This is a genomic window from Campylobacter sp. CNRCH_2013_0855, from assembly GCF_025773025.1.
In the GTDB taxonomy this organism is placed as follows: Bacteria; Campylobacterota; Campylobacteria; order Campylobacterales; family Campylobacteraceae; genus Campylobacter_D; species Campylobacter_D jejuni_C.
In genome coordinates, this window is record NZ_JAKMTE010000001.1 from 110,803 (window position 1) to 127,336 (window position 16,534).

A 16,534-nucleotide genomic window follows, 5' to 3' on the forward strand; every position below is an offset into this window, starting at 1 on the left:
CCTATTTGATTTTTTCTTCTAATTTATTTTTACCTATGATAAATTCAAAAAAGTTATATACCCCTTGAATTTGCGTGGCAAATAAATATAAAAAATGTGCTTTATATTTGTCTTTTTTGATTTTTTTATAATCTATGCTTTTATATAAGGTATGAAATTTAGCCGAAAGGTATTTTGGACTAAATTGTGCTTTTACTCCGCTTGTGCGTATGAAATCAACTTGTGCAAAACAAGCCCCATCGATAATAGAAGTAAAATCATACCATATTAAATTTTTACTTCCTAAATACTCTAAATCTTTTCTAAACTCAAAAGATTTTTTTTGATAGCTTACTAAAGGTATGCATTCACCTAAAGTTAAGACTTTTAAATTTTCAAAAGATATATTTTCATCTTCACATTTTCTAAGCACTTTTGCTAAAACATTTATGCAAAGCACCGTTCCTACGCTATGTGTGCTTAAGATGAGCTCATAGTTTTTATCATTTGCATTTTCTTTTAGTTTTTCAAAAATAACTCTAGCAAAATCATCCATTCTTAATTCAAGTTCACCTTGAGAATTTTTCTCCCAGTTTGCACAAAAAGAACAAATTCTAGCTATCCAAAAAACAGCTAATTTCTTGCCTAGTTTATAAAGCATTTTTGGCAAAAATACTAATGATAAAATAAAAACCAAAATTCCCAAAACAGTATGAAAATTTTGCAAATAAAACAAGCTTCCAAAAGCACAAACTAAAGTAAAAATCAAACTCAAAAGTACATAAAAAAATGGATAATAGCCTGTGATGAGTTGGTGCGGGGATTCTTTGCCAAATTTTAAAAAAAGCCCTGTTATAGTATAAATTCTAAAAAAACTATAGCAATCACTCAAAGCATCTTTTATACCTTCTGACCAATTTTTTTTGACTATATCATTCCAGCTTAAAAAAGTATAAGTGGTGTTTGTATATGGAGTTTGAATTTGCCAAAAAGCATATGCATTAACTTGAGCTTTTGATAAAGTATAATCATAATTTAAAAGTGTATTTTGCTCAGCTAAATTTTTTTTAAACATAGCATAATAATGCCTATATCCTCTAGGATCATAACCAGCTATATAAAAAACATCTCTTTTTTGACACAATTTATCCATTAAAATCCCAAATAAACTCAAAATGAATTTAAAAATATAGCTAAAGTTGTTATCTTTGTCAAATGCTTATTTAAAGGCAAAATGAGGGGTTTTTACTCTGAAATTATTCATTAAAAAATATTTTATAAAATAAATAAAAATTTATAAACAAGAAAGAACTTATGGATGTAATCTTACTAGGTGGTAGCAATAGTGTAGTTAAAAATGGTCTTAGAATAGGTCTTGAAAATAAAGACATTACACTACATAATTACGCTTTAGGGCTTAGCACTTCTTTACAAAATCTTTATGAGTTAATACGCCATGAAAAAACTATAATCAAAAGTGATTTTCTCATTAGCGAATCAAATATCAACGATTATCTAAGTCCTATGAATTTAAATATCATACTTAGAAATATTGACTATTTTTACGAAGAACTTTACAAAGCAAATAAAACTACAATAGTACTTATACTCCCCATACCAGCTTGTAATGATAAATCAAAAGCTATCAATGAAGCTCATAGGAAAAATTGTGCTTATTATGGTTTTAATCTAATCGATGTAGACTTTTACTACCAAAAAAATAATCTTTATGATTTTGATCAAAGCTATAAATTCCATCCTATGCCACTAGCTATGCAAGAGCTTGGAAAAAACATCGTTAAAAATTTACATAACTTTAAAAAATCCAAAGAAAATATCATTTGCTCAAAAAGAAAATATCATATCTTTGCACCTTCAAATTTAACCAAAATAGAGCATAAAAACTCATTTTTTTGTGAAAAAACTACAAAGATTAAAGCTAATGAAAAAATTATTTTTCCAAAAGAGTTAAAAGACTATCAAATCTTAGGCATACATACTTGGAATCACACTAACTCATCAACCCATGCTATATCATCTATAAGTATTGAAAACTCATCTTTTAAATTAATAAAAAATTTTGGACTTATCAATACTTTTCAAGATATACAAAATGAAAAAGCAATTTGTGATGAGCAAACCTTTTTGTATGTTAATACACAAATTATCAAGCAAAGTGAGGAAAGTTCAGGTTTAAGCATAGCAAATGAAAAAACACCAAGGCTTGATTATGTGGACTTAATAGGAATTTTACTTTTAGAAAATGATAATGATAAAAAAATTGAATGCAAAATTCATCTTACAAATACCCATGATTCTTTAATACCACCTATAGCATTTTATAAAGAATTAGCACTAGAGTACCATGAACTAAAAAAACTTGATATACAAACATTTTTACAAAGTCAAAATCATAATCTTTTGCGTTTTTTAAATCACAAAGGCTTAAAAAATGAATATGAAATATTCATCCACCAAAATAATAAACTTTATGGAGCTAGTTTAAGGATAAAAGATAGATTAAGCTATAAACTTGGGGAAGCTATCATGAAAAATAGCAAAAGTTATTTGGATTGCTTTAAAATACCCTTTGAACTAAGAAAAGTCAAAAAAGAGCATTTTAAAAATCAAAAAGATCAAAAAAATCTACCACCGCTAAAAGCCTATGCAGACTACAAACACGCTCAAATAGCCAAAACACACTTGCCTTATCTTTTAGGTAATGCACTTTTGCAAGCTTCAAGAACCCCTTTTAAAATAGGCTATTTAAGCTTACCTTTTAAACTAAAAAAAATTGCAAAAAACTATAAAAAGAAAATTTAATCTAAACTAGTATTTTTGAAAAAATTTCCATTGATTTGGGTTTTATATATCACATAATTTCTAAATTTAGCGTGTAAAACAGCATCAGGTTTATATGCCCTGCACTCTTTCCAAAAGGTATGCAAGCTTTTTTGATAAGTCAAACCTTCTATATCATAAAAAGCTTTTCCCATAACTTTTAAAGGGCTATTGTGATATAAAGCAGAAAATCCTACTGTGCTATTTATGACTATAGTACCCCTTGCATTGATTAAGAGCGTAGGTAAGTGTAAGTCATGTACATATAAAATTCTGCCCTCGACATTGTATTTTAAGCTCAAATCTTCTATAAGTTTTGTGTAATCCCTATAACCACGGTCCATAGGATGGTGTTTAAAAACTAGGTATGACTTTGCTTTGGCATGATTAGCAAAAGAGATAATCACTTCTTCTATAAATTTTTCTGTAGTTTTTTTATAATGATGGGAGAGTTGAGTATCATTGTGTACTTGCAAAATAGCTAAAAAATACTTTTGTTTTAGGGAAAGAATTTTTTCATTTAAACTTTTTTCTGTAATTTTGTATTTGTTTTTTCTATATACTGAACAAAGCCAAGGTAAAAAGTCAAATAGCTTTAAACTTCTATGATGTAAAGAATTATTAAAATACCAAGAAAATAAAAAAGCAAAAAGCCAGTATAAAAATGAAGCAAAAGCCATATTTTTAAAAGTGCTTGAGAAAGTTTTAAATTTAAAATCTTTATCAAATTTTTTCTGACTTAGATAAAATTCTTTTTCTCTTGGTAAAGTGGAGTTTGCATTCACTCCATCTTTTTCAAAAGTAATGAAGTTTGGTCTTATATAACCTTCTTCAAAAATCCATACTTCAATACCCATTTGCTTAGCAACATTAATGGCTATCTCATGTACTTTTCTACAATCATTATACATAATGATAACCTGAATTTGTTTTTCTTCAAAAAGCTTTTTATAAAAGTCTTCAAGCTCGGCTAAGCTTTTAGTGTAATTAATGCTTTTAAAAGGGTAAAAGAAAAAATCTCCACCATTAAAATTTACTTTATAAACCTTAGCTTTTGGAATTTTTGTAGCAATTTTATAAAAAAACCCTCCCACAGGTCCTTGAAGCAATAAAACATTTTTACCAGAAAATTTTTTTAACTTTTTACTTAAATTCATCTAATCAAAATAAATTCTATCAATCTTCTTATTTTTCTTAATATATAAATTCTTATATCTATAAACCAACGCAAATAAAATTTAGAAAAATAATCTTTTTGCATTTTTAACATTATATCTAAAGCAAGCTCAACTTCACATAAATTTTTACTTTTTGGATGGATATACCTTGGATAAAGGATCAAAACACCAGCAACAAGTTCTTCTAAACTAAGCACTCTTGTGCGTCTTGAAATTTCATGTAAATCGCTTGTCAAACCCCAACCTGTATAAAAAGGCTTGCCATACACCACTACTTTTTTACCACGCAAAAGAGCATCAAAACCACTTGTAGAGGTTATAGTATGCACCTCATCACAAGCATTTATAGCACTATCTATGCTGACATTTTCTATAATCTCATCACAATATTTTAAAATAATGCTTTTATCTTTTAAACCTTTGCGGTTGCCACTTAAAACATCAGGGTGAGGTTTAAAAACTATAAAGGCATTTTTATCTGCCTTTCTTACGCTTTGTAAAAGTTTTAAGGTATCAAAGTCTGCACCACCTAAGATCATAGAAGCATCATCTTCTACTTGAGCTGGGATTAAGATGATTTTTTTGTTGGTATTAAAATTTAATTTTTCATGTTTTAAACCATTATACTTTGAAAATTTATTTTGTGTAATAATAGTGATGAGCTTTTTAGCTCTTTGTTTTAAACTCTCATCAAAAATGTGATTTTGCAAAATATCTTCTAAATCGCTTGGCTTGCTTGGATCAACATACAAGCCTTTACTATCTACTATCAAAGAAAAAGGACGTGTAAGATCTGAACCTAAAAAAACAGAGCGCAAAAAGCCATCTTCTACTAAGAAAATTGCATTTTTAAAATCTTTAGCTAGCAAAGCTTTATCATATTTTTTACCCCAAATGAAAATTTTATCTTCAGGATTTAAATTTGCTTTGTAAAGTTCATCAAGCGAATTTAAAAAAATGATTTTATTATTTTTGGTTTTAAAAAATGGCTTCATAAACCAACGCTTCCATAAAGTAAAACCTAAAAAATACAAAGTATTAGAATTAGCTTGTTCTATCTTTTTATACTTTGCTAAAGTATGAATAGTATCAAAAATATCGCTTTTTTTGTCTAAATAAGGATTAAAATACTCACTATATAAAATATAAGCAGCATAAAAAACTTCTTCTAGTTTTCTTTTTTTAAACCTTCTTTTACACTCTAACTTATCTTGGGTTAAACCCCAGCCAGCATAAAAAGGCATACCATAACAAACACACTCTAACCCCACCATCAAAGCTTCAAAACCCATACCAGAAGTTTTAGTATAGACTTTCTTAAAATGACTTAATAATTCTATGGGATTATAATTTTCTTTTATAATTACACATTTACTTGGTAAATCTTGTACATCAAAATCACTTTGTTTTTTACCACTTAATACATCAGGATGAATTTTAATGTATATTTTAGCATTTGGATTTTCTTTGATAGCATCATTTATGATATCTTGAGTTGAAAAACTATCAGCTAGGCCAAATTTAAGAGAAGCATCGTTTGCTACTTGAGTGATGATTAATACGCGTTCTTCATTAGCGCTAAAAAGCTCTTTTGACACGCAAAGATTATTATTATACTTACTAAGTTTTTCTTTTTTTATAAGCTCTATGGCTTTTTTTGCTTCCTCTAGTTCTTTAGAGCTAAATTTATAAGTATTTAAAATATTTTCAAGTTTAGATGGTGCAGTCGCATCGTAATAAATTCCTATATCGTCTTTGACGATAGAAAAACTTGGACTATTTTCTACACCTAAATTTAATGAGCGTAAAAAACCATCCTCTAAAAGCAAAAATTTTACATTATGTTTTTTTGCTAACTCTATAGCTTTTAAACCCGACTTTTTTCTACCCCAACCTACAAAAACATCTTCTTTTGTGATGTTTTTGTAGGTATGATATAAAGATATCTTATAAAAGTTTTTAACATTTTCTTTTAATTTTTTAGATGTGGTATAATTCTTCATGAAAATTCTTTAAAATTTATAATATATCATCTTTACAAGGAGGATAAATGTTTAATATATTAACTATATATAACTTTTGTAAAAGCAATAATGACTACAATTTTATCATAAAACTTTTAAAGCTAACATTAAAACAATATGAGTTGGAAACTTTATTAAGCTTTTGTGAGCTTTTAAAGAACCAAAATATAAAAGAGCAAAATATATTTGAAAACTATTATATTGGCTATAAGCTACCTCATATAGAAAAAGAATTTGATTTGTTAAGAGTTGGAGAAAATACAATTATCAACATTGAACTAAAATCTGAATTTACAGATGAAAATAAAATTCTACTTCAATTGAAAAGAAACTATTATTATTTAACAATGCTTAATAAAAAAATTATTTGTTGCGTATATATAAAACATAAGGATTTAATATATATATTAGAAAATAGCCGTTTGAAAGTTTATACAATAGATTTATTAATATTAAATCTTGGTGAAATTAAAGATTACGCTGAACATTTGGACGCTTTGTTTTCTCCGCTTAATTTTTTAATCTCCCCATTCAATAATACCACTAGTTTTTTAAATGATAAATATTACCTAACTCAACAGCAAGAAGAAATCAAAACCGACTTATTAAAAAAAATTAGAAATAATAAAATTTTCTCAATAGAAGGGGTAGCTGGGACAGGAAAAACACTTCTTATATACGACATAGCAAAAAACTTACAAAATAATTGTATTGTACATTGTGCTCAATCAAACGAGGGAATACAAAAATTAAAAGAAAACGGTTGGAATATCATATCAATTAAAGAGTTTAACAAAGAATGTATAAAAAGTTATGATATTATTATTATTGATGAATCTCAAAGAATAAGTTTAAATCAAGTTGATAATTTTATATCTACAGAAAAAATAATTATATTTTCACATGATGAAAATCAAAAGCTAAATAGTTTCAACGATGCTAAAAAAACCGTAGATAAAATCAAAAATATTTCGAATATAAAATATAAATTAAGTAAAAAAATAAGACATAATGAAGAAATAGCTTCTTTTATATATCAAATATTTGATTTGAACAAAATCAATAAATATAAGAATAAAAATTATAATTATAATAATATTACAATTCATTATGAAGAAAATATAGATAGTGCTAATAAATATATACAATATTTGAAAAATACAAAAAATTATAATCATATTTACCTAACAAATAGTGTACGTCGAAGAGAAACACTAGACGATATAGTTTTCAATTCCGATATGAGTGCTCATAAATCTATAGGACAAGAATATAACAATATACTTGTTGTTATAGATAAATACTTTTATTACAATGACAATAAGTTAGATTATAGAATAAGTACATATTATAATCCAATAGAAACTTTATTCCAAGCCATGAGTAGAGTAAGAAAAAAATTATTTATATTAATAATAGATAATAAAGAAATTTACACTAATTGCATGAAAATCATAAATAATATTAACTAGATTAGCATTTCGTTAAAACTCTTATAATCTTGCGGTATCCCTATATCAATAAAATAATCATCAAAAATTTTGGCTTGTATTTTCAATGCGTTATAGTTTGACTGCAAAAATTCTTCAAAAGAAAATTTTTTATCCAAATCAAATTCATCAAAAATATCTTTTTTCAGTAAGTATATACCACCGTTGATTAAGCCTTGTTTTTTAAACACCTTTTCTTCAAAAGATGTTACAATACCTTGATCATCAACATTTACAGTGCCATATCGGTCAAAATTTTGCATTTGTTTGAGTGCAATACAAATTTTACTATCATTTAAAGCAAGTTTTTTTAGATCAATATCAAATATAGTATCCCCGTTTAAAACATAAGCTTGATTTTGTATAAACTTCAAAGCATCTTTTATAGCTCCACCTGTACCTAAAAGTTCTTTTTCAATGTTATAGCGTATTTTTATACCATTAAATTCATCTTTAAAGAACTCTTGAATGAGTTCGTATTTATACGAAACACTTAAGATAACTTCAGTAATTCCTTGTTTTTTTAAATACTCTAAGACAAAGGTTAAAAATGGCTTTCCATTAATGGGCGCCATAGGTTTTGGAAGATCTTGCACCACACTTTTTAACCTTGTGCCAAGCCCTCCTGCTAAAACTATAGCTTGCAATCAAAACCCTTTACCAAAAAGCTCTTCTTCTACTATAGCACAGATAATATGACCTATCAAAATATGCGCTTCTTGAATCCTTGGTGTACAAGATGATGGTACTTTAATACAATAATCACAAAGTTCATTCATAGCACCGCCACTAGCCCCGGTTAAACCTATACTTAAAATTCCTTTTTCTTTACAAATTTCTAAAGCTTTTAAGATATTTTTACTATTTCCACTTGTAGAAATTCCTATAAATACATCTCCACTCACACCTTGTGCTTGCACTTGTCTTGCAAATAAATTTTCATAGCCATAGTCATTACCAATAGCTGTTAAAATGCTCGTATCAGTACTTAAAGCAATGCTTGCAATACCAGGTCTATCAAAGTAAAATCTACTCACAAACTCCCCAGCTATGTGCTGTGCATCAGCCGCACTTCCTCCATTGCCTGCTAGTAAAGTTTTATTACCATTTTTATAAGCATTGATTACTTTTAAAGACACCTCTTTGATTAAGCTGATCGCATCGCTATCATTTAAAATCTTAGTTTTAATATCAATTGAATCACTAAAATGAGATTTTATATATAAATTTAAATTTTCCATGATTTTGCTCCTTCTTTAGTAAAGTAGAATTCTTGCACATATCCTTGTTGCTCATTTAGAATTTTTTTAAGTTTATATTTTTTTATAGGATCAACCATAAAAAACATAAATCCCCCGGCACCAGCTCCACTTGTTTTGCCACTATAGGCACCATTTCCCATGGCTAAGTGATAAATTCTTTCAAGTTCATCATTACTTACTATATCAGAAATGATCTTTTTTGACTGCCATGACTTACCTAGGATTTGAGCTATTTTTTCAAAATCAGCTCTAAACAACGCTTCTTTCATATCTAGTGCATCTTGTTTTATCGCATGCATAGCATTAAGAGAGTTTTCATCTCCTAGTTTTCCTTTTTTATGCTCCTCTATGTCTTTAGCCTCTCTAGTAATATTTGTAAAATAAAGCAAAACTCTAGCCTCAAGCTCACTTGCTATCCAATTTTTAATGCGTAAAGGATTAACGATCACTCTTTTTTGATCATAAAATTCCATAAAGTTAAATCCACCAAAAGTTGCAGCGTATTGATCTTGTGCACCGCCTACTATAGCCATATCCTCTCGTTCAATCTCATACGCCAAACGTGCAATCTCATACTCACCTAAAGGTAAATTTAGCCACTCAGCAAATGCCTTGATGATACCCACCACCAAAGTAGAACTACCACCAAGTCCACTACCACTTGGCACATCTGAATAAGTATGTAAAGAAAAACTCAAAGGTTTTTTAATATAATCTTTTACTAAACGATTATAAATTGCTTTATAAAGATCTAGCTTGCCATCATTTTCTAAAAAATCTTTGCTTTTATACTCTACTTTTACATTTGTATCTGACGAATCAAAGATGATTTTTTCATCATCTCTTTCTATTAAAGTACAATGCACATATAAAGATATCGTCGCATTTAAAACATAACCTATATACTGATCGCAATATAAATTTATATCAGTACCCCCACCGGCTAAACCTAAGCGCAAGGGAGTTTGAGAACGAATTATTTTCATGATTTCACCTATTTAGTGGGATGTTGCCTTTTTTGATCTCATCCCTCCAATGATTTAATAAATCTTTAAACATCTTTCTAGCTGGAATTTCAGGCTTCCAATTGATATAACTTTTGATTTTAGTATTATCAAACATTTGATAGTCTGCATCAATAGGACGCAATCTTTCTTCATCTTGCTTTACTTTAATATCCTTTCTTGTGGAAAATCCTAAAAGTATATCTATGACTTCAGGAAGTTTAAAAGCTTCCTCCCCTGCTATGTTAAAAGCTTCTCCACAAGGTACTTTGCCTTTCGCGCTTTCAAGTGAAAGTAAATAATAAGCTCTTATTGCATCTCTGGCATCTTGAAAAGTTCTCACGCTTGATAAATTTCCCACTTTTATAATAGGATCTTGAAGTTCAGCTTCAATGAGTGCGATTTGCTTAGCAACCGTACTTTCAAAAAATACATCAGAACGCCTTGGACCGCTATGTGTTCCCATTCTAGTGACATAAGTTCTTATACCATAAGCCTCACCATAAAATCTTCCTAAATAATCAGTTCCAATTTTACTTATACTATAAGGACTTGCACCATGAAAAGGTGTTTCTTCATTTAGCTTTATACCTACTTTTGCACGCCCATAAACTTCACTAGATGAGCATACATGCACTACTGGATCATAGCCATCTTTGGCTTTTAGTAATCTAATGTTTTCTAAGATATTTGCTGTGCCTATGATATTAGTTTGTAAAGTCTCAATTGGTATATCAAAAGAAGTTTTTGGGTAAGATTGCGCCGCTAAATGAAAAATCACATCAGGACGCTTGGTTTCAAAAAGCTTTTGAATGCTAGAATAATCATTTAAATCCGCATAAAAAATGCTGATTCTGTCTTTTTTATTGATCCTATCATTTAAATGATAGATATTATCCATAGGTTCTTGCCAACGCATCATACCTATAACATCATAGTCAGTATTTTCTAGTAAAAAGTCCGCCATTTGTGAGCCAACTTGTCCAGTAAAACCAGTGATTAATACTGTTTTTTTCATGATATAATATCCTTAATTAATTCATATACTAATTGCTGATCAACACCTTGAACATTGATAGTTCCATTCGTAAAATGATTAACAATAGCTTTAATTTCTTTATTATTTAAAGTTCCAGTAATACTATATTGAGAAGATAGACCAACAATACCTTTATTGATTATATTTAATCCGTAACTTTTCAGCCTTGCAACAACTAAGTCTATTTTATTTTCAGTACTCATTCTTACTCCTTATTTGTTATTAAAATATCTCTCTCCGAAAGAATAGGATTTTTAGTAGGCCAATCAATTCCTATTCTTTCATCATTCCATGCATAGGTAAATTGATCTGGAGCATCTAAATATTCGCCTTCATAAGCAAGTTTATAATAATACACTGCTTCTTTAGAGCTCACATAATGAGAATTTCCCATATTTGGCGGGATTAAAACAAGTTGTTGATTACTTGGACCTATGATAAATCTTTCCCATTTAAGATAAGTTGGAGAATCTTTTCTGCAATCAACCACGACTTGATGGACTTCTCCATAAACACAAGTAACTAATTTGTAAGTTTTTATATCCCCATGAATTCCACGCAAAACATTAAAATGCGAATTTATAAACTTATCATGTTTGAATTTAATTCCATTGGGAACTAGATTTCCTAAAAATTCTTCCGTAAATGCTGTCCAAATATCACCCCTTAAATCACTAAATTTATTTGGTGTGATGATATACACTCCTTTTAAAATTTTTGATTCTTGCATGTCAAATTCTATAGCCATCACGCAACCTCCAAGTCATACTTAAAAGTTGCAAACGAGGCTATTAATTTATATAAATTACCTACACCCCCCCCCTATAACTTTATTTAATAACTCTATTTGTTCGCTAATGCTAAACTGGTGATTACCCACAAAAAATCCTTTTTCGTGAATATATTTTGCATTTTTTAATTCCTGATGAATTTCATAGTCAAAATATTTAATCACTTCATTTTGTGTAAAATCTCCAGTAGCTATAGGACGGTATTCTATATCATTTTCTTCTAATTTTTTAATGATATCTTTTCTTTGCAATTTCGAATTTGGTCTAATCACCAAAGAAAATCCAAACCACGAACTACTTCCAATTTCTTTTTGTATAATAAATTCAGGATGGTTTTTAAAATATTCATAAAACAGTTTAGCATTTTCTCTACGGTGTTTTAAAAACATAGGTAATTTTTTAAGCTGTTCTATACCAATAGCCCCGCTCATTTCTACCGGACGTACATTATACCCTGGCAATACAAAACGAAATGACTCGCTAAACCAATCATCGCTTTTATTGGCTACTAAATTTTCTTTTGGAAGATTTCTAGTCCAACCATGTGCTCTTAAACATAGCAAAATATGATACAACTCTTCATCATCTGTAACCACAAAACCACCTTCCATTGTAGCCATATGGTGAGAAAAGAATGTTGAAAAAGTCCCCATAATACCAAAAGTTCCAGCTTGTTTACCTTTATACTCTGCTCCCATTGATTCGCAGTTATCTTCTAGCAAAATAATATCTTTTCCCTTGATAAGATCATTGATTGCATCAAAATCATTAGGGTTTCCCAATAAATTTACAATCATGATCATTTTTGTTTTATCACTAATAGCACTACTTAAAGCATCTAGATCATAATTTAAAGTCTCTAGATCTATATCTACGAATTTTAGCTTTAAACCATACTGGTAAAGCGGATAATAAGTAGTACTCCATGATACCGCAGGAACTATAACCTCATCTCCTCTTTTTAATTTAGGATTTTTTGTATAAAACAAGGCTGCTGTTGCTATCAAATTTGCAGTTGAACCTGAACTTGTCATAACCGCATACTTAGAACCTGTAAATTTAGCAAAATCTTTTTCGAATTCAGCCACCTTTTTACCCATAGTAAACATATCGCTTTTAATAACATCTTGTATTGCTTGTAATTCCTTTTCATCCCAAGTTGATGAAGCTAGTGTATATTTCATTTATTCTCCTTTATTTAAATACCAATCATACATCATTTTAATACCATCTTCAAGTTCAATTTTGTGCTTCCAACCTAAAGAATGAATTTTAGAACAATCCATCAAACGATCCATTGTACTATCTGGTCTATTAGGATTAAAAGTCAATTTTCCTTTAAATCCAACAATTTGTTTAATCATTTGAGCAACTTCTGCTATACTATAATCAACACCTGTTCCAATGTTAATATGCGTATTTTTTATTTTTTCATCTTTTTTATATAAATCAGAAAAATTTACATTTTCCATAACATAAATAGCAGCATCAGCCAAATCATCACTATGTATAAATTCTCTTCTAACTTTCCCTGTACCCCAAATTTCCACACAGTCTTTTGAAATACCAAAATCAGCTAAATACTTCTTCGCTTCAACAAATGATTTCATTTTTAAATCTTTTAAAATTTCATCCTCTCTTTCCTCTTCTAGTAGTTTAGCTAGATGAAATTTTCTAAGTAACGCCGGCAAAACTCTAGACTTTCCAAAGTCAAAATTTGCCCTTGTGCCATATAAATTATTCAAAGCTAAAGTTATAAAATTAGTTCCATATTGAATGTTATATGATTCACACATCAACGCACCTGATATTTTTGCAATACCAAATGAAGTCGCATTATACTCTAATATATCAGTCAACATGCTTTCTTCTTTAATAGGATTAAGAGTTTTTTCAGGATACATATAACCTGAACCAAAAAAAATTAATTTTTTTACTCCGAATTTGAAAGATTGATGGATGATATTATTTTGGATGGTTGTATTTTCGTATATAAAATCTGCTCTTTGAGATACATTAGCAGCTCCACATGGTAAAACTGCTGCTAAAAAAACATATTCTGGTTGCTCGTTTTTAAAAAATTCAACCACAGCTTGTTGATTTAGCAAATCAAGCTCTTGTCGTGTTTTAAGAATTAAATTTTCATATCCTCTTTTTTTTAAATTTTCTACTAAAGCAGTACCAGCTGTACCTTTATGTCCTGCTATATAAATTCTAGAATCTTTATTCATTAAAATCCTTTAGTATGATCATTAATTGTTGCATCAATATCCCTATCTGATAATATAGGGTTGCTTGTTGGCCAATCTATAGCAATTCTACTATCATTCCATGCGTAAGTAAATTGATCTTTAGCATCAACATACTCGCCCTCATAAGCCCACTTGTAATAATATAAAGCATCACTTTTTGAGCTAACATACTGCGCATTTCCAAAATAAGGTGGAATTAAAATTAATTTCTGATTATTTTGATTGATAATAAATTTTTCCCATTTTAAATAAGTAGGAGAGTCTTTTCTACAATCAACCACCACTTGATGTACTTCCCCATAGACACAAGTTACCAATTTCCACGACTTGTGATCTCCATGAATTCCTCTTAAAACATTTGGTTTTGATAAAGTAAATTTATCCAAAACAAAATTTAGGTTATCAGGAAGCAAATGCTTTAAACAATCTTCAGAAAATGCCGACCAAATTTCTCCTCTCAAATCTCTAAATTTATTAGGAGTTATTATATATACACCTTTTAAAATTTTTGATCCTTGTATGTCAAATTCTATAGCCATCTTTACCCCTTTTTAATCTCTTCAACCTCTTAATCTCAAACCACAGCTTGATATACCCCCCCCCATACCAAGTATTATTAGCTTGTATAATAGCTTCACCTAATCTGTAGCTAAAATATTTTTTAATTTTTACTGCTTCTTGATAATCATCATAATCTTGCAATTTTGGTAAAGCTAAGGCAGGATTTATCTTAATCATCATTTGATAATTTTTTTGTTCTTGATTATACTGTTTGTATTCTTTTATTAAATTAAAAGGTAATCTAAAATAACCACCTATTGTTTTAGAATTTGTTACCGCAATTTGTCCTAGTCTATAAGCAAGATGGTTTTTAATACGAGATGGTGCTCCTAGTAAAAGCGGTTTTTCCTGTATTTTTTTAATACCACGGCTGATTTTTTGACACTCACTATCTAATTTTAATATTTGTTTATTTGTTGTATCTAGATTTAAAAAAATATCCTCGATTTGCTTTTCATTTTTATAAAAATATTTCAAATATAACCTATAAAACATTTTAAGAAATATTATATTGTCACTCTCATTATTTATGCTTACCATTATAGCCTTCATTGCGCCACAAACATCACCTTTATTTTCCATTATAAAAGCTTTAACATAGGATATATATGGATAGTTTTGAACAGACTGTTTTAAAAATTGTTTTTGCTTATATACACAATGATGTAAATTATCCAACAAAATCCAAGAAATCACCTCGTCAAAACAAGGAAGCCAATAGTCCTTAATAACCACATCAGCCTCTTTTAGTTTTTTGTTGTCTAGTAGTAAACGAACTAATTCATAGTGTCCTAGAACATACTTTTGATTGTTTCTAATAATTTCATTTAAAATATCAATTAAAATTTGTATTTCTTTTTTCAAAGGTAATGCTACCATAAAATACAAATAAATATAATAACAAGTACTATAGTAAGGATTTGAAATATTAATCACATTGTGGTTTTTAATCATAATGTGATATTGTTCTTCAAGGGTAAAATGCTTATGAATTTCTATCTTTTCTTCAACATCACCAATATAAAATGCCAATTCAGAATACAAGCTTGCAGGAGATTTATATATTTTAAAAGATTGAGACATTAGCATTAATTCTAAAAAATCTCTTTCATATATATTACTATAATATCCTTCAATTAATTCTCCTGATGTGTAAACCATATTATTTGACTTAAAAAAGATTTTAACCTGTTGCAAAATATCAAAATCTGGACTAAATAAAACAACAGCATTTCCTATAGAATTCTCTCGTTTAATAATTTCTATTAAAAATTCAACAGGAAACAATCTCCAAAACATCTCAGCTGTACCCTTGTTCATTTTGTCAGGTACCATTACATCTCCATTTCTCATATGTATAGCAACAAATTTTGTTTTTATTTGCTGTTTTATTTGTTTTGAAAGTTCTATTAAATCACAATATTTTTTAGAAAAACCAATAGCATTGAATGATTTTTTCATATTTGAACGATAATTATTGTCTTTTATTAGAGATGATGTTAAAGGATGAAAATTATAAAAAAATCCCCATTCCTTCTCATAAGGAAGCTCTAGGATATCTTTCGGATTTAAAATATTAGTTACAAAATGATCATGATCCGAATCCAAAGTAATTTCTCTGTGGTAATAATGCTCTTCAAGAAATTCTTCAGAAAAGATATTTTCAAAATCATCAATAATTGGTTGAAATCTAGAAAAGTCATAGTTTTTTCCGCCAAGAAAACCGAATTTAAAGCCAGTTTCTCTTGATATATACATCGCATTCAACAATGCACCTATTCTACATCCAAATCCATCTGGTCTTGAAACAATAATCAATCCTGGATATTGTCGTACATAGGCATAAAGCTCTATATTATCTGTATTTGCTTTTAAAAATTTAAATTTTGTATATTTTATTTGATACCTACTGCCTTTATTAAAAACTTCGATTTCTTTCCATATTTTACTATCATTTGAAATAAAACATTTCACGGTCGAACAAAAGTTATCAATTTCAATATACTCAATATATTCTTGCTGATCTAGCTCAAAAACACCCAAAGCATTTTTTTTTAATAATATTCGTCGTAAATCAATCATCTTAAAACAAGATATATTATTTGACATCACT

The 16,534-nt window shown here is 28.7% G+C and carries 15 protein-coding genes; 2 read left to right on the plus strand and 13 right to left on the minus strand.

The genetic code is table 11. The features are described from left to right. Position 1: 1 nt before the first annotated feature. Entirely contained in the window at positions 2 to 1,132 is a 1,131-nt protein-coding gene (locus L8X40_RS00560; protein ID WP_214099891.1) for a DUF829 domain-containing protein, read from the minus strand. A 161-nt stretch (positions 1,133 to 1,293) separates the two neighbouring features. Between L8X40_RS00560 and L8X40_RS00565 the strand changes: the two genes are divergently transcribed. Beyond that, positions 1,294 to 2,802: an SGNH/GDSL hydrolase family protein gene (locus L8X40_RS00565; protein ID WP_263667082.1), complete on the plus strand. Its 1,509-nt coding sequence runs from the start codon at positions 1,294 to 1,296 to the stop codon at positions 2,800 to 2,802. On the opposite strand, the gene L8X40_RS00570 is transcribed toward L8X40_RS00565, so the two are convergent. Continuing rightward, entirely contained in the window at positions 2,799 to 3,977 is a 1,179-nt protein-coding gene (locus L8X40_RS00570; protein ID WP_087700332.1) for a capsule biosynthesis protein, read from the minus strand. The genes L8X40_RS00565 and L8X40_RS00570 overlap by 4 nt on opposite strands. Then, positions 3,974 to 6,001 carry a capsular polysaccharide biosynthesis protein gene (locus L8X40_RS00575; RefSeq protein WP_263667083.1) on the minus strand — a complete coding sequence of 676 codons (2,028 nt, stop codon included), beginning with the start codon at positions 5,999 to 6,001 and terminating at the stop codon, positions 3,974 to 3,976. The genes L8X40_RS00570 and L8X40_RS00575 overlap by 4 nt, the downstream gene beginning before the upstream one ends. 47 nt (positions 6,002 to 6,048) lie before the next feature. Between L8X40_RS00575 and L8X40_RS00580 the strand changes: the two genes are divergently transcribed. Continuing rightward, complete coding sequence (locus L8X40_RS00580; protein WP_087700328.1) at positions 6,049 to 7,494, plus strand: DNA/RNA helicase domain-containing protein; 1,446 nt, start codon at positions 6,049 to 6,051, stop codon at positions 7,492 to 7,494. Here L8X40_RS00580 and L8X40_RS00585 read toward each other — a convergent pair. From L8X40_RS00585 to L8X40_RS00630, 10 genes are read right to left on the minus strand one after another with little or no spacing between them, the layout of a single operon-like run. Next, positions 7,491 to 8,159: a nucleotidyltransferase family protein gene (locus L8X40_RS00585; RefSeq protein ID WP_087700326.1), complete on the minus strand. Its 669-nt coding sequence runs from the start codon at positions 8,157 to 8,159 to the stop codon at positions 7,491 to 7,493. The genes L8X40_RS00580 and L8X40_RS00585 overlap by 4 nt on opposite strands. Beyond that, a complete protein-coding gene (locus tag L8X40_RS00590) occupies positions 8,160 to 8,753 on the minus strand; it encodes a D-sedoheptulose 7-phosphate isomerase (RefSeq protein ID WP_087700324.1) in 594 nt (197 codons plus the stop codon). Next, positions 8,741 to 9,760 (minus strand): dehydrogenase, encoded by a 1,020-nt coding sequence (locus tag L8X40_RS00595; protein ID WP_087700322.1) that lies wholly within the window; start codon positions 9,758 to 9,760, stop codon positions 8,741 to 8,743. Before L8X40_RS00595 ends, L8X40_RS00590 begins: the two co-directional genes overlap by 13 nt. A 4-nt stretch (positions 9,761 to 9,764) precedes the next feature. Next, positions 9,765 to 10,796, minus strand: coding sequence for a GDP-mannose 4,6-dehydratase (locus tag L8X40_RS00600; RefSeq protein WP_087700320.1), 1,032 nt, complete (start codon positions 10,794 to 10,796; stop codon positions 9,765 to 9,767). After that, entirely contained in the window at positions 10,793 to 11,020 is a 228-nt protein-coding gene (locus L8X40_RS00605) for a hypothetical protein (protein ID WP_087700318.1), read from the minus strand. The genes L8X40_RS00600 and L8X40_RS00605 overlap by 4 nt, the downstream gene beginning before the upstream one ends. Positions 11,021 to 11,022: 2 nt before the next feature. Continuing rightward, complete coding sequence (locus L8X40_RS00610) at positions 11,023 to 11,565, minus strand: dTDP-4-dehydrorhamnose 3,5-epimerase family protein (RefSeq protein ID WP_087700316.1); 543 nt, start codon at positions 11,563 to 11,565, stop codon at positions 11,023 to 11,025. A gap of 57 nt (positions 11,566 to 11,622) precedes the next feature. Further along, positions 11,623 to 12,792, minus strand: coding sequence for a DegT/DnrJ/EryC1/StrS family aminotransferase (locus L8X40_RS00615; protein ID WP_214135669.1), 1,170 nt, complete (start codon positions 12,790 to 12,792; stop codon positions 11,623 to 11,625). Next, positions 12,793 to 13,839 carry a GDP-L-fucose synthase family protein gene (locus tag L8X40_RS00620; RefSeq protein WP_087700312.1) on the minus strand — a complete coding sequence of 349 codons (1,047 nt, stop codon included), beginning with the start codon at positions 13,837 to 13,839 and terminating at the stop codon, positions 12,793 to 12,795. Then, positions 13,839 to 14,399 (minus strand): dTDP-4-dehydrorhamnose 3,5-epimerase family protein, encoded by a 561-nt coding sequence (locus tag L8X40_RS00625; RefSeq protein WP_263667084.1) that lies wholly within the window; start codon positions 14,397 to 14,399, stop codon positions 13,839 to 13,841. The genes L8X40_RS00620 and L8X40_RS00625 overlap by 1 nt, the downstream gene beginning before the upstream one ends. After that, positions 14,383 to 16,530, minus strand: coding sequence for a hypothetical protein (locus L8X40_RS00630; protein ID WP_263667085.1), 2,148 nt, complete (start codon positions 16,528 to 16,530; stop codon positions 14,383 to 14,385). Before L8X40_RS00630 ends, L8X40_RS00625 begins: the two co-directional genes overlap by 17 nt. Between the last annotated feature and the right edge of the window lie 4 nt (positions 16,531 to 16,534).